General features: G+C 56.8%; 17 protein-coding genes. 12 read left to right on the top strand and 5 right to left on the bottom strand.

The features are described 5' to 3' along the window. Nucleotides 1-24: 24 nt before the first annotated feature. Complete coding sequence (locus F8A88_RS11405) at nucleotides 25-1,236, top strand: ABC transporter substrate-binding protein (protein WP_161598402.1); 1,212 nt, start codon at nucleotides 25-27, stop codon at nucleotides 1,234-1,236. A gap of 7 nt (nucleotides 1,237-1,243) precedes the next feature. Here F8A88_RS11405 and F8A88_RS11400 read toward each other — a convergent pair whose 3' ends face one another. After that, nucleotides 1,244-1,639, bottom strand: a complete 396-nt coding sequence (locus tag F8A88_RS11400) for a hypothetical protein (protein WP_151151276.1) — start codon at nucleotides 1,637-1,639, stop codon at nucleotides 1,244-1,246. A 137-nt stretch (nucleotides 1,640-1,776) separates the two neighbouring features. Between F8A88_RS11400 and F8A88_RS11395 the strand changes: the two genes are divergently transcribed. Then, complete coding sequence (locus F8A88_RS11395) at nucleotides 1,777-3,189, top strand: MFS transporter (RefSeq protein WP_151151275.1); 1,413 nt, start codon at nucleotides 1,777-1,779, stop codon at nucleotides 3,187-3,189. Between the two features lie 147 nt (nucleotides 3,190-3,336). Here F8A88_RS11395 and F8A88_RS11390 read toward each other — a convergent pair whose 3' ends face one another. Next, nucleotides 3,337-3,948: a hypothetical protein gene (locus F8A88_RS11390; RefSeq protein WP_151151274.1), complete on the bottom strand. Its 612-nt coding sequence runs from the start codon at nucleotides 3,946-3,948 to the stop codon at nucleotides 3,337-3,339. Between the two features lie 111 nt (nucleotides 3,949-4,059). Here F8A88_RS11390 and F8A88_RS11385 point away from each other — a divergent pair, with 111 nt between their 5' ends. From F8A88_RS11385 to F8A88_RS11360, 6 genes are all read left to right on the top strand, one after another. After that, on the top strand, nucleotides 4,060-5,568 hold the full coding sequence (locus tag F8A88_RS11385; RefSeq protein ID WP_161598401.1) for a TolC family protein: 1,509 nt from the start codon (nucleotides 4,060-4,062) through the stop codon (nucleotides 5,566-5,568). Beyond that, nucleotides 5,558-6,898: an efflux RND transporter periplasmic adaptor subunit gene (locus tag F8A88_RS11380; RefSeq protein WP_151151272.1), complete on the top strand. Its 1,341-nt coding sequence runs from the start codon at nucleotides 5,558-5,560 to the stop codon at nucleotides 6,896-6,898. The genes F8A88_RS11385 and F8A88_RS11380 overlap by 11 nt, the downstream gene beginning before the upstream one ends. 6 nt (nucleotides 6,899-6,904) lie before the next feature. Next, a complete protein-coding gene (locus tag F8A88_RS11375) occupies nucleotides 6,905-7,579 on the top strand; it encodes an ABC transporter ATP-binding protein (RefSeq protein ID WP_151151271.1) in 675 nt (224 codons plus the stop codon). Continuing rightward, a complete protein-coding gene (locus F8A88_RS11370) occupies nucleotides 7,576-8,754 on the top strand; it encodes an ABC transporter permease (protein WP_151151270.1) in 1,179 nt (392 codons plus the stop codon). The genes F8A88_RS11375 and F8A88_RS11370 overlap by 4 nt, the downstream gene beginning before the upstream one ends. A 108-nt stretch (nucleotides 8,755-8,862) precedes the next feature. Continuing rightward, entirely contained in the window at nucleotides 8,863-10,275 is a 1,413-nt protein-coding gene (locus tag F8A88_RS11365; RefSeq protein ID WP_151151269.1) for a sensor histidine kinase, read from the top strand. Next, nucleotides 10,272-11,603 (top strand): sigma-54-dependent transcriptional regulator, encoded by a 1,332-nt coding sequence (locus F8A88_RS11360; RefSeq protein WP_151151268.1) that lies wholly within the window; start codon nucleotides 10,272-10,274, stop codon nucleotides 11,601-11,603. The genes F8A88_RS11365 and F8A88_RS11360 overlap by 4 nt, the downstream gene beginning before the upstream one ends. Here F8A88_RS11360 and F8A88_RS11355 read toward each other — a convergent pair. Beyond that, nucleotides 11,581-13,650 carry a S16 family serine protease gene (locus tag F8A88_RS11355; protein WP_151151267.1) on the bottom strand — a complete coding sequence of 690 codons (2,070 nt, stop codon included), beginning with the start codon at nucleotides 13,648-13,650 and terminating at the stop codon, nucleotides 11,581-11,583. The genes F8A88_RS11360 and F8A88_RS11355 overlap by 23 nt on opposite strands. Before the next feature lie 704 nt (nucleotides 13,651-14,354). Between F8A88_RS11355 and F8A88_RS11350 the strand changes: the two genes are divergently transcribed. From F8A88_RS11350 to nhaB, 3 genes are all read left to right on the top strand, one after another. Further along, a complete protein-coding gene (locus F8A88_RS11350) occupies nucleotides 14,355-14,807 on the top strand; it encodes a universal stress protein (RefSeq protein WP_151151266.1) in 453 nt (150 codons plus the stop codon). A gap of 45 nt (nucleotides 14,808-14,852) precedes the next feature. Beyond that, nucleotides 14,853-16,652 (top strand): SLC13 family permease, encoded by a 1,800-nt coding sequence (locus F8A88_RS11345; protein WP_151151265.1) that lies wholly within the window; start codon nucleotides 14,853-14,855, stop codon nucleotides 16,650-16,652. 172 nt (nucleotides 16,653-16,824) lie between these two features. Then, nucleotides 16,825-18,447, top strand: coding sequence for a sodium/proton antiporter NhaB (gene nhaB, locus F8A88_RS11340; protein ID WP_151151264.1), 1,623 nt, complete (start codon nucleotides 16,825-16,827; stop codon nucleotides 18,445-18,447). A gap of 85 nt (nucleotides 18,448-18,532) precedes the next feature. Here the strand turns inward: nhaB and F8A88_RS11335 are convergent, their stop codons facing one another. Beyond that, nucleotides 18,533-18,961: a hypothetical protein gene (locus F8A88_RS11335; protein ID WP_151151263.1), complete on the bottom strand. Its 429-nt coding sequence runs from the start codon at nucleotides 18,959-18,961 to the stop codon at nucleotides 18,533-18,535. A 51-nt stretch (nucleotides 18,962-19,012) separates the two neighbouring features. Beyond that, nucleotides 19,013-20,272: a DcrB/PsbP domain-containing protein gene (locus F8A88_RS11330; RefSeq protein ID WP_151151262.1), complete on the bottom strand. Its 1,260-nt coding sequence runs from the start codon at nucleotides 20,270-20,272 to the stop codon at nucleotides 19,013-19,015. Between the two features lie 534 nt (nucleotides 20,273-20,806). On the opposite strand from F8A88_RS11330, the gene F8A88_RS11325 reads away from it, so the two are divergent. Then, complete coding sequence (locus F8A88_RS11325) at nucleotides 20,807-21,847, top strand: Lcl C-terminal domain-containing protein (protein WP_241667430.1); 1,041 nt, start codon at nucleotides 20,807-20,809, stop codon at nucleotides 21,845-21,847.

Raw genomic sequence — 21,847 nt, 5'->3', positions numbered from 1 at the left:
TTCATCTGGCAGGAGGAAAGAGAAATGCACGGCAACCTCTTTACCATATATCAGATTCTGCCTAAAATACCATCACTTCGGCAATATGCAACCATAATGAAAACCATGAAAATAATGATCGGCACTGGTTTCACAGTGATGTTTTGTTGCCTCCTCCTCGTTGCTGGCTCCATTTCCGAGGCATGGGCAAAGGCTCCTATCCGGGTCACTTTTATTGCACCAACTCCTCCTTCAAGTGCACCGTTCTGGAATGATTATGTTGCATTCATGAACGTGGCAGCCAAGGATTTAGGGATAGAGTTGACTGTTGCAGAATCCAATAATCGTTTTGAAGAAGCAGATAATGTCAAGAAGGCTTTGCACGCGCAACGCAAGCCAGACTATCTGATACACATTTATCAGGCATCTATCAGCATTTCTGAACTTGAACTGGCCGACAAGGCTGGCGTAAAAACGATCATTGTTAACACCTCAGTTGTTGATCAGGACCGAGACTCGGTTGGTTTTCCTCGCGAAAAATTTCCGCATTGGATCGGACACATTTATCCCGACGACAGAGAAGCAGGAAAACTGCTCATGGACCTGTTGATCAAAAAAGCCCGAGACATGGGCCTTCATGGCGATGACAACACAATCCATGCGATTGGACTTGGTGGCAACCGGCTGGCAACCTCGTCTATCCACCGTGAAGAAGGGATGAAAAAAAGCCTTGAAAACCATGCAGATGTCGAATTGAAACGATATGTTCTTGCGCGTTGGGATAAAAGCACCTCATATAATAAGACAAGAAAACTTCTTGCACTCTACCCGGAAACAAAGATCGTCTGGACAGTGAATGACCATACTGCCATGGGAGCTTTGCATGCCATGGAAGAAACAGGAATCAAAGCAGGAAAGGATGTTCTCGTTGGAGGGATCGACTGGTCTCAGGACGGTATTGAAGCAATGAGAAATGGCTGCATGGTCGCCTCTGTCGGTGGACATTTCATGGAAGGGGCATGGGCCTTGATTATGATTCTAGATTACCAAAATGGACACGATTTTGCCGATCCAAATCCAACATTGCGATCACATATGACAGTGATCGATGCGAAAGATATCAATGCCTACGCCTCTGTTCTTGACCGCAAAAACTGGAAAAGGATCGACTTTACGTCGTTGTCCAAAACCTACAACCCAAACCTCACCGAATACGACTTCAGTCCAAACGCAATTTTAAAACAGCTGGAACAGTAGGGTCCGGCTATGGGCCATGAAAGGCCTCCCTTGCCCACTGCCCCAAAAGATTTTTTAGCAACGAACTGGAATTGCTCATGAACAGCCAATGCGAATAGACCTCTCCCCCCCCGGAAGAGACGCTCTCCTCTGCCCACCTCCACAAACCCACGGGCAACGCTTTTTCCATAAGAGAGAAAAACTCAGCAAAGAACGCGGCCTGTATAGTACAGGTCGCGTTCATGTTGCCAAAGATGTTTGACAACCATTCGATTTCCTTCAAAAAAGCGAAGCATCTGCTGACAAAAGGAGCAACTCCGCCAGTTGAAGAATATTTGCCGGTCGGTCCGACCCGGGTAATTGGCTTTTCTTTGCCCGCCCTTGCAACACGAATCAGCCGTTGATAGCATGATGCCGATTTCAACCTGTGTGTATCTGCCTCATAATAGCGAAGAGATACAATTGCCTCGGCCAAGCTTTATTTAACGTTCGCACCCGGGATGGGGGCCTTGATCCGGGCCAGCAATCCCGGGTGTTGGCGTACCATCCGGGAGTGTAACGATGAAGCCGACTTTCGTCGCCGTTCTGGCCTGCGTGGGTGTAGGGACTTTCATGAGTCGGCTGGACGCCTACATCGTATCCGTGGCCCTGCCGTCCATGGGAGAGGTGTTTGGCCGCGACATGGGAGCCATGTCCGGGGTGATGCTCTTCTATCTACTGGCCTTGGCCTCCTCCATGCTGATTATCGGCAGTCTGGGAGACCGCTTCGGCCTGCGCCGGACCATACTCGCAGGGTACGGACTGTTTTCGGCCATGTCCCTGCTGTGCAGCCTGACTCCCGGGCTGGACATGCTGATTGCGGCCCGATTCCTTCAAGGCCTGGGGGCGGCCCTGTTGCTTGTGGCAAGCTACTCCCTTGTGCCAACATTCATCAAAGCCAAGCGGGTAGGGTCAGCCATAGGCATGATGAACATGGTCGGGTCGCTCGGCGTGCTGCTGGGAGCCCCGCTCGGCGGGGTCATGACACAGTGGCTCGGCTGGGAGTCCGTCTTTCTGGTCAACGTGCCGCTCGGCCTGACTGCCATGGGTTTGTGCTGGCACACATTACCGCCGGATTCCGTTTGTCGGACCGGCCGTCCTGCGTTCGATTGGCTCGGGGCACTGCTCAGCATGGCCGGACTGTGGGGCGTGGTTCTGGGCCTTGATCTCCTGCGCAAGGCAGACTCGGCCACTTCCGCAGCAATGTGGGGAGCGACCGGCATCGCCTGCCTGATTGCATTCGTGTGGCACGAACGACGGATCGCCGCTCCCCTGGTCGATCTGGATTTATTCATGAACCCAGTATTCAGTTATGCCCTGTTGGCCAAGGTGTTCGCCTTCATTCAGATGTCGATCCAGGGATACGTCATGCCGTTCTATCTGGACTGGTCGCGCGGCTATACGACTCAGGGGACCGGAGCTGTGCTGGCTATTTTCCCGGTCATCCTTTCAATCGTGGCCCCTTATGCGGGCCGCCTGTCTGATCGCAATGAAGGCGGGGTGCCCCTGCCGGTGTTGACAACCCTAGGCATGACCGGATCGGTTCTGGCCTCTGGATTCTTTGTCATGACCCTGGACCTGGATGCGAACTGGCCAACCTGTGTCTTTCTTGCCCTGTCTGGTCTTTCCTATGCTTTTTTCCTTTCCCCCAACGCCAAACTCATCCTGACCAATATGCCGGAGCGATCGCGGGCTGTCGGCACAAGTATTTTCACCACAGCCACCAACGTGGGCATGGCCATCGGCGTGCCCCTGGCCGTGCTCATGTTCCATCTGGCAGGAGGAGAGAGCATCACGGCCCAAAACGTTGACAATCTGAAAGGATTCAAATCGGTCTACACGGCCAACGCTCTTTGCGGACTCGTGGCAGCAGGTTTTGCCCTGGCCTCGCTACGCGGCAGTTACCGGCGGCAAAAAACGCACGGAAAATCCTGAAGCACCGTTTCTGGGCCGTTCTGTTTTGGAAAGCCATGGTACGATCAATTCGCCCCCCCTTGCGCAAACTCGAAGTAAGAGGTAACAGAATACAATGAGAGGTATAAAAAACACTGTCCTCGAACCAACCGGGGACAAGGGAGTTGTTCAATGAAAACTATGTATGCTTTGCTGATTGGAATTGCCTTGTTCTCCTTTGCAGGCACCGCCCAGGCTCAGGACAGTGATCCCTATTCCGGAACCTACATCTGTTCCGGAGAACCGCAAATGGGCTGCGGCAGCGGTGAAGAGTGCAGCAGTATCGAAATCTATCCCCCCAGTTCCGTTATCGTAAAAAAAATAGGCGGCTCGTACCAAATCTGCCCACAATACGATACCGATACGCTCGGAATTCGTTCTGGCAACGGCGATTGCGTTGACGTTGAAATCAAGAACGGCGTGGCCCATTGGAGTGGGACAACAAAAGGCATGGGAGTGACCTTCTCCGGCGAGGTCACAGCCACTTTCGACGGCTCCACCATAAACGCCGAAGAAAAAGGCCGGGTCCGCGGGGCATGCAACTGCGACCTTTCGCTGAAGGCAATCTGCACCAAATAGGATTGGCGAAAATCGCGCCCAGCAACCAGCCAAACCAAAAACAAAGCTGTTTCCGCACTCACGGAAGCGGCTTTTTCTTTGATCCGGAATGATGGCGTTGCTGCAATCTGCCCCCGGAGGCACGTACAAAGAAATGATGCCGGCCTGTCCGTAAAACGGCATCGCCGCTTATCGGTTCCTTGTAAATTGACGACACTCTATGCTATTATTTTACTATCCATGCAATATATAAGGCTGATGTAGAGAATGAGACACCACTTTACAAGCACAGTCATGGTGTCACTTGCGGCGGCACTGCTCTTTTGTTGTTTCTGCAGCATTCCCGAAGCATTGGCAGAAAAACCCGACCCCAGGCCCATCACCATGTCGCTTGGCGAATGCGTGGCCCTCACCATTCGCAACAACACCAACGTGGAAATCGCATACCTGAATCGGGTCCTGGAAAAGTATGACCTGATCACGGACACCACTTTTCGCTATATCCCGCGTGTTTCCATAGACGGAACTGCCCGCAAGGCCGAAGACATCACCAACATCCAATCCCGCCGCGATGAAAAATTCGCTGCCTCGGCCACCATTTCCCAACGAATTCCCACTGGCGGCGCTATCGATTTCATTTTTTCCAAGAGCCTTGAACACGATACCGAGAGCGGTTCTCTTACGGAAAACGAGGTCGTCAGGACCGGTTCATGGAAGGTCAAACTGACCCAACCCCTTCTGCAGGGTGCTGGAATAGACTACGACCTGAGCTTTGTCCGTCAGGCCGAGGTCAACGAAAAGGTGAACATCGTCAACCTCAAGAACACGCTTATGGACGAGGTGGCGCAGGGCATTGAATACTACCGGGAGCTTCTCACAGCCATGCACGCCATGGAGATCAGCAAGGAGTCAATGGAGATATCCCAGAAAAGCCTCGACAACGCCCGTGTCGAAGTCCAATACGGACGCATGGCCGCCATGGACTTGATCCAGTACGAATCAGACCTCGCGGACCGGGAGTTGTCGTTGGAGCGGGCGCGCAACGCATACATCAAATCCCAACTCAGCCTTGCCAAGCACCTCAGCCTCGACAAGGACACCAAAATCATCCCATCGGAAAAGATAGACATCGAAGACATGGCTTTTGACGAGGCAAAGAGCCTTGCCCTGGCCAGGCAGAACAGGCCCGAATATCTGCTCAAGCACCTTGACCTTGAATACAAGGAATATGAACTGATACGCAAAAGCCGCGATACCTTACCCCGGCTGGACCTCACAGCCGAATACGAGGATGCCCGGACGTCCACGACCAATCAGCCCAAAACCCGGCAAGACGATTGGGCCGTGCAATTAGAGATGAATATGCCGCTATTCGGTACGGAACGCCGCCAACTGACCAGCGACGAACTGAGCGCCAAGGCCCAGGTCCGCATTGCGCTCATCGAGCTCAAGAAGATGGAAGACGATCTCGCCAGTGATGTGGAGAACTACATCCGCGATCTGAAAATAAAGGCCCGTTCGGTCAAGCTGGCAATCAAAGCCCGCGAATTGGCCCAAAAGAAACTCGAGGTGGAACAGATCAAGGCAAAGGCAGGCCGCTCCTCCACATTTCAGATCGTCACTTTCCAGAGTGACCTGTTCACTGCCAAGTACAACGAGCTTGAAACAAAGGTGTCCTACCTCGACGCGCTCAACGATTTTGACAAGTTTCTCGGAACGACTCTCGACACCTGGAAAATAGATTTCAAGACCCAACGGCAAGGGGCCAAAAAATCCATCACCGAGGTGCACAGTGACCGATGACAAACGCGACCCGGCGCTCTCTGAACTGAAAACCATGGAACAGACGGTGCGTCGAGCCAAGGAGCGGTTTTCCCGGCTCCAAACAATTCAGAAAAGCGCACTTCTGATCCTTTTGGTCATGTTTTCGTGGGTCTTTTACCACATGTTTACGGCTGACTGGTTTGCCGGGGAATTTCACCACCTGCCCGCCGGCAAGACCATGCGAACAGTGACAGTAACCACCCAGCCCATCAGCCGGGAAGTATCCCTGACCGGTTCACTGGAACCGCTCAAGACCGTCAACATCCCGGCCCCATTCAGCGGCCCGGTAAAGACAATGGCCTTCACATACGGCGAGGAGGTCCGGCGGGGTCAGAAGCTCATGGTCCTCGACAATTCCGACCTGATGATCAAACTGCGCAACGCAGAGAGCGACTTTATCAAGGCCAAACAGGATTTCAACGACAAGGCGCACTGGTCGAAGTCTCCCGAGAGCCGCGACGCCCAACGCGAACTCATCAGCGCCCGCAACAGCGCAGACGCCAAGAAACGCAAACTCAAGGAAGCCGAAGCCCTGTTCAGCAACGGCATCATCTCCCGCGACGACATGGAGCAGGCAAAAGAGGACTACCGCTCCGCCAAGGACACGCTGGCCTCATCTGAAGACAAATACAGGGCAGAGCTCAAGAAAGGCGGGCAGGACAACGTACGCATGGCCGAGATCAAACTGGAGAATGCCAAGGCGGTTTTCGAAAGCTACAAGGCGAAAGCAGCCCTGGCCACGGTGATCGCACCGGTTCGCGGTGTCGCCATGAAACCACAGTTCTCCGACAATGAAAAAACCATGGTATTATCGGAAGGCGCCAGCGTCACTGCGGGCCTGCCCATGCTCGCCATAGCGGACCTTGAATCCATGGAAGTCAGGGCCAAGGCGGACGAGGTGGACGTGGTCGAACTGCGCGTGGGCCAGAAAGTGCACGTTACCGGCGAGGCATTTCCCGGCGTGGTCCTGGCCGGAGTCATTCGCGACATAGCCTCCCAGACAGTCAAGGAGTCCGATTCCGCTCATCCGTTCTACCGGGTGGATGTCACCATCAACGACATCCCGGCAAATGTAGCCAGCACCGTGCGCATCGGCATGTCCGCCGAATTGCAGATCGTGGTCTATGAAAATCCCAAGGCGATTCTCGTTCCCATCAGTGCGGTGGACCCGAAGGCCAAGACCGTTCAACGCATCGACCCTTCCACCGGCAAGCCGAAACCCGTCAGGGTGAAGACCGGCATCACCACCCTGCAGGACGTGGAGATTCTCAGGGGCCTCTCGGTGGGCGACAAGATTGTCATACAATAGAACGCAATGATTGAACTCCGAGATATCCACAAATCCTACATGCTGGGATCAGTGCCCTTGGAAGTCCTGCGCGGAATCACGCTGCGCGTCGAAAAGGGTGAACTGCTGTCCGTTGTCGGGGCTTCCGGCTGCGGCAAAAGCACCCTCATGAACATACTGGGCTTTCTGGATACGCCCTCGTCCGGCCAATACTTTTTCGAAGAAAGGGAGAGTTCGAATCTCGATGACGGGGCCCTCTCACGCATCCGCAACCAACGCATCGGATTCTGCTTCCAGCAATTCAACCTGCTTCCCAGACTCTCTGCCCGAGATAATGTCTGCCTGCCGCTCCTGTACCGGGGTGTCGGCAAATCCATGCGCATCGAAAAAGCCAGCGAGATGCTTGACCGGGTTGGAATGGCCGATCGCATGAACCACAGGCCATCGGAGCTGTCGGGCGGCCAGCAGCAGCGCGTGGCCATTGCTCGCGCCCTGGTTGGCGAACCGGCCCTGATTCTGGCTGACGAACCGACCGGAGCCCTCGATTCCACGACTTCCGACGCCATCATGTCCCTTTTTTCCGAACTCAACCGGGAAAAACACATTACCACCATCATCATCACCCATGATCCGGACCTGGCCCGACAGTGTGCACGCATTGTTCACATGAGCGACGGGGCACTCGTGGAGGAAGAGTCATGATCTGGGGCGAAAATTTCAGCGAGGCTCTCGGGAGCCTGTGGGACGCCAAGCAACGCACCCTGCTTGCCCTGCTCGGCATTGTCATCGGCATAGGATCGGTCATTGCCATGGTGTCCGCGGGGGAGATGGTCAAGAATCAAGTGATGAAAGCCTTCACGGACATGGGAACCGACCTCCTTGCTGTCGAACCGAATCAGGACTCGGGCACGCCCAGACATATTCCGTTCGCCGCGGCGTTGCGCGCCCCGAAATATTGCCCGGCCATCACTCAGGTGGCCCCCTATACGCGATCATTCGTCGAAGTGACCAACAAGGGCAAAAGCTTCAACCTCACCATGCTCGGCGTGACCCAATCCTTCGGCGACATAAACAAACTCAAGGTGCTCAAAGGAAGGTTCCTTTCCGACCTCGACCTGCTCATGCCCTTTTGCGTCATCACGGACAAAGTGGAAAAGCGCCTGATCGAGGGAGGCATGCAAAAGGTGCTTGGAGCGCAGATCCTGGTAGATAATCGCATTCTGACAATCTGCGGCGTCATTCGACACGAGCCCATGAGCGGCATGCGGCCTGACGGACTGGATTCGGGTATCCTGATTCCGATCTCCATGTCGTTTCGAATGATGAGCAATCCCGGCGTACAAGCCATGCTGGCAAAATTCAGAGAAGATGCCGCATGGCAGACCGCAGCCAACCAGATCAAGGGATATTTCGCACGAGCCTCGCGACACCTTGACGTGAATGTCCGCAGCGCTGAACAACTGATCGATCAGCAACAGGCCCAGATGCGGCTCTTTACCCTGCTGCTGGGTGCCATCGGCTCCATTTCACTCATCGTGGGCGGTGTGGGCGTCATGAACGTGATGCTTGTCTCCGTAACCGAACGGACAAAGGAAATCGGCATCCGCCGGGCACTCGGGGCCATGCAAAAGGACATTCAACAACAATTCCTCATGGAATCACTGCTGCTCTGCGTCGCGGGGGGAGTCATCGGCTCCTTTGCAGGCGTGGGGGTGGCCTACGGGCTGGCGGCATTCAACCACTGGGATTTCTTCGTCTCCATGGACGCCATTGCCATAGGTGTCGTCGTCTCCTGTCTGGTCGGCATCTTTTTCGGTTTCTATCCGGCCCGTCAGGCGGCACGCCTCAGCCCTATTGACGCACTGAGATCCGAATAACCCCCCCCCCGATCCGGCCGCCGGTTTTCCGAACTTTCCGGTAGCCTTGCCATTTCCCACGGCGGGGCTTAGTGTCAAGGTCTCCGAGGATATGCGACGAGGACACCTATGTTCAGACCCAATCTCAGACACACCATCATCATCGGCATAGCCATCTTCACCCTTGCCTTCGGCGGGATCGCCCTGTTGTCCCTTTCCAACATCAACCAGCTGGAGCAGGAAGTGACTCTGGTGGAGCGGGCAGACGACCTGCGCAACCTGATCCTTGAAATCCGACGCGAGGAAAAAAACTTTTTCCTGTATCACGACAAGGGAGTGCTGAGTCTGAACCGGCACAACATCCAGAAGGCCGCCACCCTGCTGCAGACTCTTTCCGAAGAGATCGACACGCCCCCCGGCCGCGAGCACGGCCGGGCCCTCAAGCAGGGACTGGCACGCTACAACGTGTTGCTCGGCGAGCTCGATGCCAGCCCCTCGGCCGTCATGGAAAACGCCCCCAAAGCACAGGCCCTCCGCGAGGCCGGGCAAAGCATGGTGGAGCACTCCATCGCCATCGCCGAATTCGAACGTCAGAGCGTCCTGACCATAAACCACAAACTGCGCACTACGCTGGTCATCGCCATGGGCGTGGTGGCCATTGTTGTGCTGGCGCTGGTCATCTTTGTCTCCAAATCCATCCTCGGGCCCCTGCGCCGGGTGCACGAGGCCACGCGCAGCATCGCCCAGGGCACCTTTGAGCCCTTGGCGGTCAAAAACGCGGAAGACGAGATCCAACAGGTGTTCGTGGCGTTGAACTCCATGGTCGAGGAACTGAACAAACGACAAACCCAGCTCGTGCAGGCCCAGAAGCTCTCCTCCATCGGCACGCTCGCATCCGGCATCGCCCACCAGCTGAACAATCCGCTCAACAACATTTCCACCTCGGCACAGCTCTTGTCCGAACAAACCGCGGGGCAAAATCCGTTTGCCGACAAGATGATGGACAACATCGCCCAGGAAACCGTGCGGGCTCGCGACATCGTCAAGGGGCTACTCGAATTCTCCCGGCACAAGGATTTCTCTCCCCGGCCGTGCAACATCAAGAAGGTCATCACTTCCGCGCTGCAACTGGTCTCCAGCCAGATCGGCCCCCGGATAACGGTCAATGTGCGGGTGGCGGACGAGGTCACCCTGTATCTGGACAGACAACGGTTCAACGAAGCGCTGATCAACCTGATCATCAACGCCACCCAGGCCATTGGTGACGAGGAAGGAACCATCGAGATCGAATCGTATCGGGACGCGGACCACAAAATCATCACCATTGCGGACTCCGGCCCGGGCATTCCGCCCGAAATCCTGCAACGCATTTTCGATCCCTTCTTCTCTACCAAGGAAGTGGGGCAGGGCACGGGCCTGGGCCTCTACGTGGTCTACGGCATCATCGAGGAACACAACGGTTCCATACGGGTCGAGAGTGCCCCCGGACAAGGCACCAAATTCTTCATCCGACTCCCCCTCAACCCGGAGAAAACCGCATGAGCGCCGGATCCATCCTTGTCATCGAGGACGAGCGCATCGCCCGCGAAAACCTGACGTTCGCCCTGACGTCCTCGGGCCACAAAACGACCGCGCTGGCTTCGGCCGAAGAAGGCCTCCGCGAACTGGAAAAAAACGACTACGACCTGGTCATCACGGACCTGATGCTCCCGGGCATTGACGGCCTTCAGCTTTTGGACCGCATCCGCTCCCACCACCCGCAAACCTTCGTCATCATGGTCACGGGCCATGCCACTGTGTCCAACGCGGTCACGGCCATGCAAAAAGGGGCTCACTCATACGTTGCCAAGCCTGTCAAGCTGGACGAACTGCGTCTTCAGGTGGAGCGGGCGCTGGAGCAGCACGCCCTGTCCGCTGAGGTCCAGCGCCTCAGGGAACTCGTCGCCCAAGGCAAGAGCGATTTCCCGCTGGTGGGTGAAAGCGACGTGTTCGTCAAGCTGAAAAAAACCGTGCGGCAACTGGCCCAGATGGACTGCAACGTGCTCATCCAGGGCGAGACCGGCACGGGCAAGGAACTGGTGGCGCAGGGCATCCATCAACTCAGCCGGCGCTCCGAAGAACGGTTCATGGCCATCAACTGCGGCACCTTCACGGCCGAACTCATGGACAAGGAACTGTTCGGCCACGAAAAGGAAGCCTTCACCGGAGCAAACCGGGGCCAGAAAGGCATTCTGGAAGTGGCCGACGGCGGCACGGTCTTTTTCGACGAAATCGGCGAACTGCCGTTGAACATGCAAGTCAAGCTGCTGCGGGTTCTTCAGGAGCGCAACTTCCTGCGTGTCGGCGGCACCAAGGAAATTCCGGTGGACATTCGGGTACTGGCCGCCACCAACTGCGACCTGCAGGAAATGGTGGACCGGGGGGAATTTCGTCAGGATCTCTATTACCGGCTGAACGTGGTCACGCTTCAGGCCCCGCCGCTTCGTGAGCATCGCGAGGACATCCCCATCCTCATCGGACATTTTCTGGAGAAGCACCGCCAGCCGGGGCAGACCATATCGTCCATCTCACAGGACACGCTCAACGTGCTCATGCGCTACGCATTTCCGGGCAACGTGCGCGAGCTGGAAAACATTGTCCAGCGCGCATTGGCCCTCGGACAGGGAACGTCCTTCACTCCGGACCTGCTGCCCGCCGAAATCTGCGATGCCGGGACCGAGGCGCCGCTGCCCACGTTGGAGGATCTGGAAAAAAGCCACATCCGCAAGGTGCTGGCCGCTTCGGCCGGCAACAAGACGCAGGCCGCGCGCATCCTCGGCATAGACCGGGTCTCGCTGTGGCGTAAAATCAAGCGTTATCATCTGGAGTAGGCGAGTCGCACAGGGCTATTCCGGCCGCCTCCTCCATGGTTGAAACAAAACGGATATCCAGATCCCGCACCACGTCCTCTTCAATGTCGTCGACCCGCCGGGCGCACCCCTGCGGCAGGATAACGATACCGACGCCGGCAGCCTGCGCGGCCATCAGCTTTTCCCGGATACCACCCACCGGCAACACCTCGCCCAACAGGGAAAGTTCGCCTGTCGAGGCCACGTCCTGCCGGATGGGCCTGCCCGTGAGCAGGGAAAGCAATGCCAATGTGATGGACACACCTGCAGACGGTCCTTCCTTGGAAACCGCACCGGCCGGAATATGGATGTGGATGTCCGAAGCGGCAAACACGTCCGGGTCGATGCCGTACTCTCCGGCATGGCTGCGGCAGTAGCTGAGCGACGTCTGTGCCGACTCGCGCAGGATCTCGCCCAGCGATCCCGTCAGGATAAGCTGTTTGTTGCCCTGCATTCGTGCGGTCTCCACAAAAATGATCTCGCCGCCATTCTCGGTCCAGACCAGACTCGTGGACAATCCCACCCGTGGCCGGGACCGGGCGGAAGCCGCAATCATGGGCGGTGCCCCAAGCAGTTCCCGGACCATGGCCTCGTCCACTTCCACAGCCTGACTGCCGTCCGCGAGTACCCGGCGGGCAAGCTTGCGGCACAGGGAGGCAAGCTGCATGCGCATTCCGCGAAGCCCGGCCTCGCGGGTATAGCCTGTTATCACAATTCTGGCCGCGTCCTCGGAAACGCTCACCAGCTGCTCGTCCAGACCATGCCGCCGCAGTTGATCGGGGATGACGAAATCCGTGGCGATCCGCACCTTTTCGTTCAAGGTGTAGCTGGGAAAATCAATGACCTCGAGGCGGTCCAAAAGAGGGGCTGGCAGGCGTTCCACCGCGTTGGCCGTGCATATGAACAGCACATTGGAAAGATCGAACGGCAGCCCGAGGTAATGATCCACGAACCCGCTGTTCTGCTCGGAATCGAGCATTTCCAGCAACACGGACACGGCATCGCCCTTGAAATCCTGCACGGCCTTGTCCACCTCGTCCAGCATGATGACGGGGTTGCGTGAACCGGCCTTGCTGATGCCTTGGAGGATTCGGCCCGGCATGGCCCCCACATAGGTTCGCCGATGCCCGCGAAGCTCGGCCTCATCCCGCAGACCGGCCAGGGAGAGGCGGATGAACTTGCGGCCCATGGCCTCTGCAATGGCCTTGCCGATGGACGTTTTTCCCATGCCCGGAGGACCGTTGAAGCACAGCACGAAACCGTGCAGATGCCGGGCCCGGACACTCTGGGCGTGCAGTTCGGTGACGAGCCGCCGCAGCTTGGTCAGGTTCACGGGCTTGCCCAGATACTGGTCCGCGCCCTGTTGCAAGGCATCTACGGCGGTTTTGACCGTGGCATACCCCGTAATCATGACCACCTTGGTGTCCGGCCAGCGCTTGCGCAGCACCTGCAAAAGCTCCATGCCGTCCATGCCGTCCATCTTCAGGTCGGAGACCACCACATGCGCCGGCTTCCGCTCCATTGCGGCCACGGCCTCCACACCGTTGGCAACAGCTTCCACCTCATAGCCGTCGTCTTCGAAAACGATGGTCAGGTTCTCACGGGCAATACGTTCGTCATCCACCACCAGAATGCGCGGCTTGTCCCGGGCGCACAGGCTCTTGACCGCCAGAAACTCGAGGATGCGATCCTTGACCCGGCGAAGGCCGTAGTGGCGGGCGTCGAGAACCTCGCCGGCCCGGTTGATGTCCAGATCATCCTTGGTGGTTTCATTCCACGGCAGGGAAAGTATGGTTTCCAGAAAATTGAGACTGATGGCGTATTCGGGCGAGGAAGGCTCCACGCCGTCCATGCGGTCGCATTCACTGATGGCCGCCTCATACACCTCGGGAGGCAGCCCGGACGCCTCAATCCTCTCGCGCAGGGCATCCTGCTGTCTGGAAGGTCCAGACAACTCCTTCCGGGCATCGTCCTGCCGGGGTTCCTTCGCGGCCGGGGCCGGGGATTTCTCTCTGCCGAACCAACCCATGTCCGTCTCCTCCTGCAAGAATACGGCGGGCGGGTAATGCGGACCGAACCGGCCTTTGCACCCCGCACCTCCTTATTATCATTATGTATCACCGGGACTGGGACTTGTTAAGGTTGCAATTCGCAACAATGTTTCACCCAAATATCTGGGAGCTCATTCGTCCCCACGTACGCAACAAACGGTACTGCGCATGCACGCTCACAACATGCTGAAAATAAAACATAATCACCTTGTGACTCCGTGCACAAAAAAAAACTCGGTCCCCATTTGCCCGCGCCACGCCATTGCCGCCCCTCATTCAACGTACATTTCAGACATGAAAGCGTTGCATTCTGCATCGCAACAATCTGCAACCATATGCCCCCTATCCACGCGGACTGCCGTGTTTGCCGACACGCGGCGTTACATATCGCAACATACCGCCCGGCCGCATTTCGTCGAAACATCGTTTTACCATATCTTTTCAGATGGTTGGCGACATACGCTTTGTTGGCATGTGTTTTGATTGGTACAGGGTGAAAAGAGGCGAAAAAATCTCCAACATTTAGCGCTAGGAGTAAACTATGGCCCTCTTCAGTGGAATGAAAAAAGCGGTTGATAAACACTACGACATAATGTCCGAAAGACACTGCAACACGTGCCACATCGGGGCGTGGGTTGTCGGCCGTGAAACGTACCTTATGGAACATTCAGGAGAATCCTCGATGAAAACATTTTTCAAACGGTTTACCGCAAGCCGCAAGAAAACAGTCACCGACACCCCCCTGGCCACCGAAGCTGTCCGTTGTGATCGTCCGGAGTGCAAAATCCTCGTCATCTGCCGGGGTCAGGCTTTTTCCCGCGATATTGCCGACTACGCCGTAAGCATGGCTGCCAAGACCAGAAGCTCACTGGTTGCAGTGAACGTTGATGAATCCGGTCAGGATTTCAACGAGTTCTCCGACGAGGCGCGAAAAAACATAGAGTATTTCTCCTGCAAGGCTGTTGATGCGGGCCTCAACTTCAGTCATGAGGTGCGACAGGGTGACGAGGAAGCCGTCGTAGCCGCAATGCATGAGCAGGACCAATTCCGCTACGTTATGGACGACTCCATTGCCGTGTGCCAGAGCAGGAGAACCATTCCCGTATACACCCGTGCGACGCTGCAGGCCAAATAAAACCGGCCTGTAGCGGCAACACCATACGATTCCCGAGGATTCCCCATGACCCCAGAAATCATTACTGTTCTGGCCGTACTCGTTTTCGCTGTCCTTCTCTTCATCTTCGAATGGGTTCGGGTGGACGTGGTCGGCATCATCATGATGGTGCTGCTCCCCCTGCTCGGACTCGTCACGCCGCAACAGGCCATCAGCGGTCTGAGCAGTAACGCCGTGGTCTCCATCATCGCGGTGATCATCATCGGCGCCGGACTGGACAAAACCGGCGTCATGAATTCCATGGCCCGGGTGATTCTGCGATTCGCCGGCAAAAGCGAATCCAGAATCATGACCCTTATTGCAGGTACGGTGGCCATCATATCAGGCTTCATGCAAAACATCGGCGCGGCAGCACTTTTCCTGCCCGCGGCCAAACGCATAGGCAACCAGACCGGCGTCCCCGTGGGGCGTCTGCTCATGCCCATGGGTTTCTGCGCCATCATCGGCGGCTGCCTGACACTGGTCGGTTCCAGTCCGCTGATCCTGCTCAACGACCTCATGGTCGTGGGCGGCAAAAAATACGCGGCCTTCGGCATGTTCAGCGTCACCCCCATCGGCCTGCTGCTCATTGCGGCCGCACTGGTCTATTTCATCCTGTTCGGCCGGTTCATCCTGCCTTCGCGTTCCGAAGACGAAAAATCCGGCCCCATGTCATCCGTGCTCACCGGCACATACAACAACGTGGGGTCCCTTTTCGAGCTGGCTATTCCGGAAAGCTGGGAAAACGACTCGCCTCTCAAATCCCTTGACCTCAGGCCCGTCTACTTCTGCACGCTGGTGGCCATTGCCCGCAACCACGGCAAAACGCATATCTTCGCGCCCACCCCGGAGGAAACAATTCAGCCGGGTGACCACATCGTGGTGGTGGGACCGCAGGAATTCGCGGCGCACATGGCCGAAGACATGGGCTGGGTCCTTCAGGACGAGCTGACCACATTCGCCGAAGAGCTTTCCCCGAACAACGCAGGCATCATGGAGGGGCTTGTCACGCCCCGCTCCGAGTTCAGCGGCAAATCCCTTTCCGAACTGCGTATACGTCAACGATTCCAGGTGTCCGCTCTGGCCATTTTCCGGGGCGACAAGATTTTCGTCAGCGGGCTGAACGACATCATCATCGAATCGGGCGACGCCCTGCTCCTGCATGGTCGCTGGGAAATGTTCCACATGCTCAAGGGCCTGCCCGACCTGGTCTTTACCGAAACGGTCAAAGGCGAACTGCTGCGCACCGAAAAAGCCAAGCTCGCGCTCATGTGGCTGGCCGTTTCCCTGACCATGATTCTCGGCTTCCATGTGCAGCTTTCCATCGCCCTGCTGACCGGAGCGCTCGGCATGGTCCTGACCAAAGTCCTGACCATTGACGAAGCCTACCAATCAGTTGACTGGATGACCGTATTCCTGCTCGGCGGGCTGATCCCGCTGGGCATGGCCTTCGAGAACACCGGGGCAGCCAAGTTCATTGCGGACACCATCATGGCCGCTCTGGGCACGCCTTCCGCCGTGGTACTGCTCACGGTCATCGGCATCCTGACATCATTCTTCACGCTGGTGGCTTCCAACGTGGGAGCCACGGTGCTGCTGGTACCGCTATCCATGAACATGGCCCTCAACGCGGGGGTGGACCCGCGCGTTGCAGCCCTGACCGTGGCCGTGGCCGCATCAAACACCTTTGTACTGCCCACCCATCAGGTCAACGCCCTGATCATGCGCCCGGGGGGATACCGTACCGTTGACTACGTCCGCAGCGGCGTGGGCATGACCATCCTGTACATGGTCGTCATGATCGCTGCGCTGATGATGCTGTATTAATTCATGCGGGCGCCGGGCACATGCCCGGCGCCCGCTTTAACGATAGCAGACCAAATATCCACCTGAAACGAAATTGAAAAACTCATAAAAACCAGACGCCTCGGCACGGCTGTACGGCAGCCCGCAGACAGACGCCACGAGGCGTTTTTTTACGTTCAAGGAGAATAAGAAAATGAAATCACCGCTTTCAAAAATCTTTGCCCAGACATTTTTGGGAAATGCGCCGGGCTGGTACAAACTGACCCTTGTCGGCTTTCTTGTCCTCAACCCCATCCTGATGCTCACGGCCGGGACATTTGTTGCCGGCTGGGCGCTCATCGCCGAATTCATCTTCACTCTGGCCATGGCCCTTAAATGCTACCCGCTGCCCGCGGGCGGCCTGCTGGCAATCGAAGCCGTGATCATGGGCATGACTTCCCCGGAGACCGTGTACCATGAGGCTCTCAAGAATTTCGAGGTCATCCTGCTGCTGATCTTCATGGTGGCCGGCATATACTTCATGAAGGACTTCCTGCAGTTCACCTTCACCCGCATTCTGGTCCGGGTCCGCTCCAAAAAGCTGATCTCCTTGATGTTCTGTATGGCCGGGGCTTTCCTCTCGGCCTTTCTGGATGCCCTGACCGTCACGGCGGTGATCATGGCCGTGGCCTACGGGTTTTACGAACTCTACCACCGCTATGTTTCGGGCAAGGGTCAGGCGGATACGCACGATCTGAGCTCGGATCAGGAAGTCAGGGAGGCCAACCGGAAGGAACTGCTGGCTTTTCGGGGCTTTTTGCGCAACCTGATGATGCATGGTGCCGTGGGTACGGCTCTGGGCGGCGTGTGCACCCTTGTGGGCGAGCCGCAAAACCTGCTTGTGGGCGGCGAAATGGGCTGGCACTTCATACCGTTCTTTCTCCACGCCATGCCTGTGACCATGCCCGTGCTCGTGGTGGGCCTCATCACCTGTCTGGCCGTGGAGCAATTCCACGTCTTCGGCTATGGCCACCAGTTGCCGGGCAACATCCGTTCGTTCCTGTTGGAAAATGCCATTGCCATGGAAGAAAGGGCAGGCGACAAAGGCAAACTCAAGCTGGTTATACAGGCCCTGGTCGGCATCTGGCTCATCGCGGCGCTGGCCTTCCATCTGGCGGCCGTGGGCCTGATAGGACTGTCCGTCATCATCCTGCTGACCTCATTTACCGGCATCGTGGAGGAGCATCAGCTCGGACACGCCTTTGAGGAGGCCCTGCCCTTTACCGCCCTGCTGGTGGTGTTCTTCTCGGTGGTGGCCGTCATCCATTCCCAGGAACTCTTTGCCCCGATCATCGAATACGTTCTGAGTCTGAAGGGACAGGATCAGCTTGTGGCCTACTATGCGGCCAACGGAATTCTCTCCTCCATATCGGACAACGTCTTCGTGGCAACGGTCTATATCTCCGAAACCAAGCTGCACTTCATCCATGTTCTGAACGCCATTCCCCATATCGGCATGACCGGCCAGGAGCTCATGGCCAAGCTGACCGACCCGCACATTGCGCGGGCCGACACGCTCGCCACGCTTCCCCACGATACCGCCACCGTGGTCAAGGAAACCATGGAGCACTTCGACAAGCTGGCCGTGGCCATCAACACCGGAACCAACATCCCCAGCGTGGCCACCCCGAACGGACAGGCCGCATTCCTCTTCCTGCTCACGAGCGCGCTGGCACCGGTCATCCGGCTTTCCTACGGCAGGATGGTCCTGCTGGCACTGCCATACACCATCACCATGTCCCTGACAGGACTGGCGGCCGTGTACGCCTTCCTGTAGCCGACACGATTGCCGTTACCCGAAATAAGCAGGGGCTCCCGGTCACCAGTACCGGGAGCCCCTGCTTTATCCGGCCCCTGCATAATCACTCCATGCACACGGTTTTATATATGTCTCCGTCATCGGAAACCGTCACATAAAACTCATTGAACACGAAACAATTGTAAAATCCGTGCCCAAGGTCCTGGCACTCGATTCGCGTATCCTTCGTTATCCTGCCGGTATCGTAGTAATCCTTTTGGATGGAAAACAGCCATTTATTGAAGAACGCCTCCGCGTCATTGCTGTTGCTGATCCTTCTCCCGGATTTGTACAAAGCCCCGTCGCCATATTTGCCAAGGCCCTGATTCTGCATGGTTGGATCAAGAAAGCAATCGCACCTCGGGAAGGCCTCGTGATAGCGGGTGCAGAAATCCTTTTCATGCACCCGCACGTCGGCAGGGTCCTTGTCGCACCCCGCCAGCAGGACCGCGCCCCCCAAAACCATCACAAGCAGCATGGATGATTTTTTCATGGGCACAGCCCCGCCGACAGGCATATTGTTCTATTCCCAAAGGACATTGCCCTACCGGACCAACTCGAAGTACATGGCTTTTCCGCCGGAGCTGTAACAGCCGCTCTTGAATCGCGTGATCATGTTGGCCTTCGTGTCCGTGACGTATCCGTCGGTACAGGAACCGCCCCCGCGCACGACATAATAATTGCCGGATTTCGATATCTTGCATTTCCTCCGGTTCGATCCCATATTCACCTTGCCGCTGGCCGCGTTCTGGCTGCCGTCGACATACGTGCCGTCGCCGTAAAAATGGTACATCCGGTAGTAGTATTGCCCGCCCCAGTAATCCTTTTTGTCCGCAATGAATGTTCCGGATATCTTGGGAATCCCATTCGTCTGCACCCGGTTCACCGCAGCCGAGGAAGCATGCTTGGCCCGATGGAAGTACATCGCCTTTCCGCCGGAGCTGTAGCATCCGCTCTTGAAACGCGTGACGGCATTGCCTTCGGTATCGGTCACATACCCGTCAGTACAGGACCTCGCGCCTTTCACGACGTACGACTTGCCGGATTTGGCCACCTTGAAACGCTTCCTCTTCGAATCCATCTGCACTTTGCCGGTTTTTGCGTTCTTGGTCCCCTCGACATAGTTACCGTTGTTGAAAAATTGATAAATCCTGTAGTAATGCGCACCGCCCCAATAATCCTTTTGGTCGGAGATGAACGTTCCGGATATGGTCGGCATGGAACCGCCGTGGTTGGCGCCATGCGCACCGGCGCCACCGCCCCCAAGCGGCAACGCGGCAGAGGAGCCGCCGGTGTTCTGGGAAGACGCGCCGGGGTAATACCAGGTATTCATGGCATGCCGGACCTGTTGTCTGGCCTGCTCGCGCCCCTTCAGGGAAAGACCCTGAAAAATGTACACCATGCCGTTGTATCTGGATGCGACAAGGGACGAATCGAACTGGGCGTTGTTCTTGGTATGCCCCGAATATACGCGGGTAACGGCAGGATGTCCCGAGACCTGTCCCGGCTGTTCGGAAACGAAATTCTGGAAAGGAAGTCCCCGCTGGGTCATGGCCGTGGTCCATGCGTCCAGCAATTCGCCGAGCGTCATGTTGTGGGTGTCTGCAGCAGCGTACAGTTCTATGAACGCATCCTGAGAAGGAGCTATGCACTGTTTTATGAGGTCATTGCCCCGGGCAGAGACATTGTCTTTCCATCCGGGCGGACAGGTAAGCCCCTGAGACATGTCGGCAGCATAAAGAGGGGAAGCAAGACAAATCGACACAATGATCAACACCGCCCAAAATCTCATCAGCTTGAACATAGAACACTCCCACGATAGGTCCCTCCGGAAAACAACATCCTCAGGACACGGTTACAGCCTTCTTTTTCCAGACACAAAAAAGCTATGCATTGCGCATCTGCTCATTCCCACGATGCCGTGGCAAACCTCCAAACGACTCCACGGGCAACGGCAACCGGCTGACCACGCTGATCAGCTTGGGCCTTTCCCTCAGTCGCCGACACCGCCTGCAAACAATTAACCATACTCAACTTATTATATTTAATGACTATTTTGCAATTATTTCAATATTGCCATTTTTTTCGAGTCAAGGCAATGCATTCTAAGAAGACTAAAACCCCGCAACGATGTTCCGTCCAAAAAAGGCAAACGAAACACGGTTGGGCCATTTCCAGCGATGAGCAATCCATCCCCGAAAACGCCCGGCATCATCCGGTTCCTGAAAGGCGGCGATTGGCAACACCCCGCCGCCTGCAAAGATGACAGACGCCATGTTCTCCATACCGTGAGAATTGCGGATGAAAAAAAAAGCGCGTTGCGGTATCGTGGACCTGCATGCAGACGATACGGAATAAACAAAACACCGGCATGACACAGCGGGCCGGACACGTTCTCGAAACAGGTGCCAACGAATGCTATGATGTCCTTGGCAACAGGATGGACTGCCGCGACAGCGGACAGGACGCGGCTCGCCGCGACAGCGTCAGTACGGACCCGGATCGATTCCGCCCGCAGGGAGAAACGGTGCATGACACGCTTACGGGGCTGCACTGGCCCCGCCGGGCAGACGTTTTCACCTACCCCCTTTCGTGGCCCGAAACCCTGAATGAAGTCGCTCGACTCAATAAAACCAATTATCTCGGCCACCACGACTGGCGGCTACCCAACCGGCGGGAACTGCGCAGCCTGATCTCCCACGGAGCCAAAAACCCTGCCCTGCCCGAAAGCCATCCCTTCCACAACGTCTTTTTGGGCTGGTACTGGACCTCCACCACCTCGGCAATGGCAACGGCCTACGCATGGCGAGTGCAAATGCAGGGCGGGCGCATGTTCTACGGCAAGAAAACCGACCCGGGCATGGGCTGGCCCGTTCGTGGCGAAAGCATTGTCCTGCCGCGCACCGGACAGACGAACTGCCATGACGTTTCGGGCAACACGATGGACTGTGAAGGCTGTTTGCAGGACGGCGCGCTGCAAACCGGGGCGCCGTGGCCGGAGCCGCGTTTCACGACCAGGGAATTCGGCATCGTGGACCGGCTGACCCGGCTCGTGTGGCACGCATCTGCGGACCTTGCGGGACCGGCCCATTGGCAGGACGCGCTGAACGCGGTGCAGAAACTGAACCGCGATTCCGATATCGTCTGGCGGCTGCCGGACATCAACGAACTGGAATCGCTGGTGGACGCGTCGCAATCAAGCCCGGCACTGCCTTCGGGCCATCCCTTTGCACGGACCGCAGAGGCATACTGGTCATCCACCACAAGCTTTTATGAAACCGACTGGGCCTACGTCCTGTACATGCACAAGGGAGCGGTGGGCGTGGGCTTCAAGCAAAAGCCCGAGTTCAACTGCTGGCCGGTGGCCGGTCCGCTGTAG

Source organism: Pseudodesulfovibrio senegalensis (genome assembly GCF_008830225.1).
In the GTDB taxonomy this organism is placed as follows: Bacteria; Desulfobacterota; Desulfovibrionia; order Desulfovibrionales; family Desulfovibrionaceae; genus Pseudodesulfovibrio; species Pseudodesulfovibrio senegalensis.
This window is presented reverse-complemented; position numbering and strand designations above follow the sequence as displayed.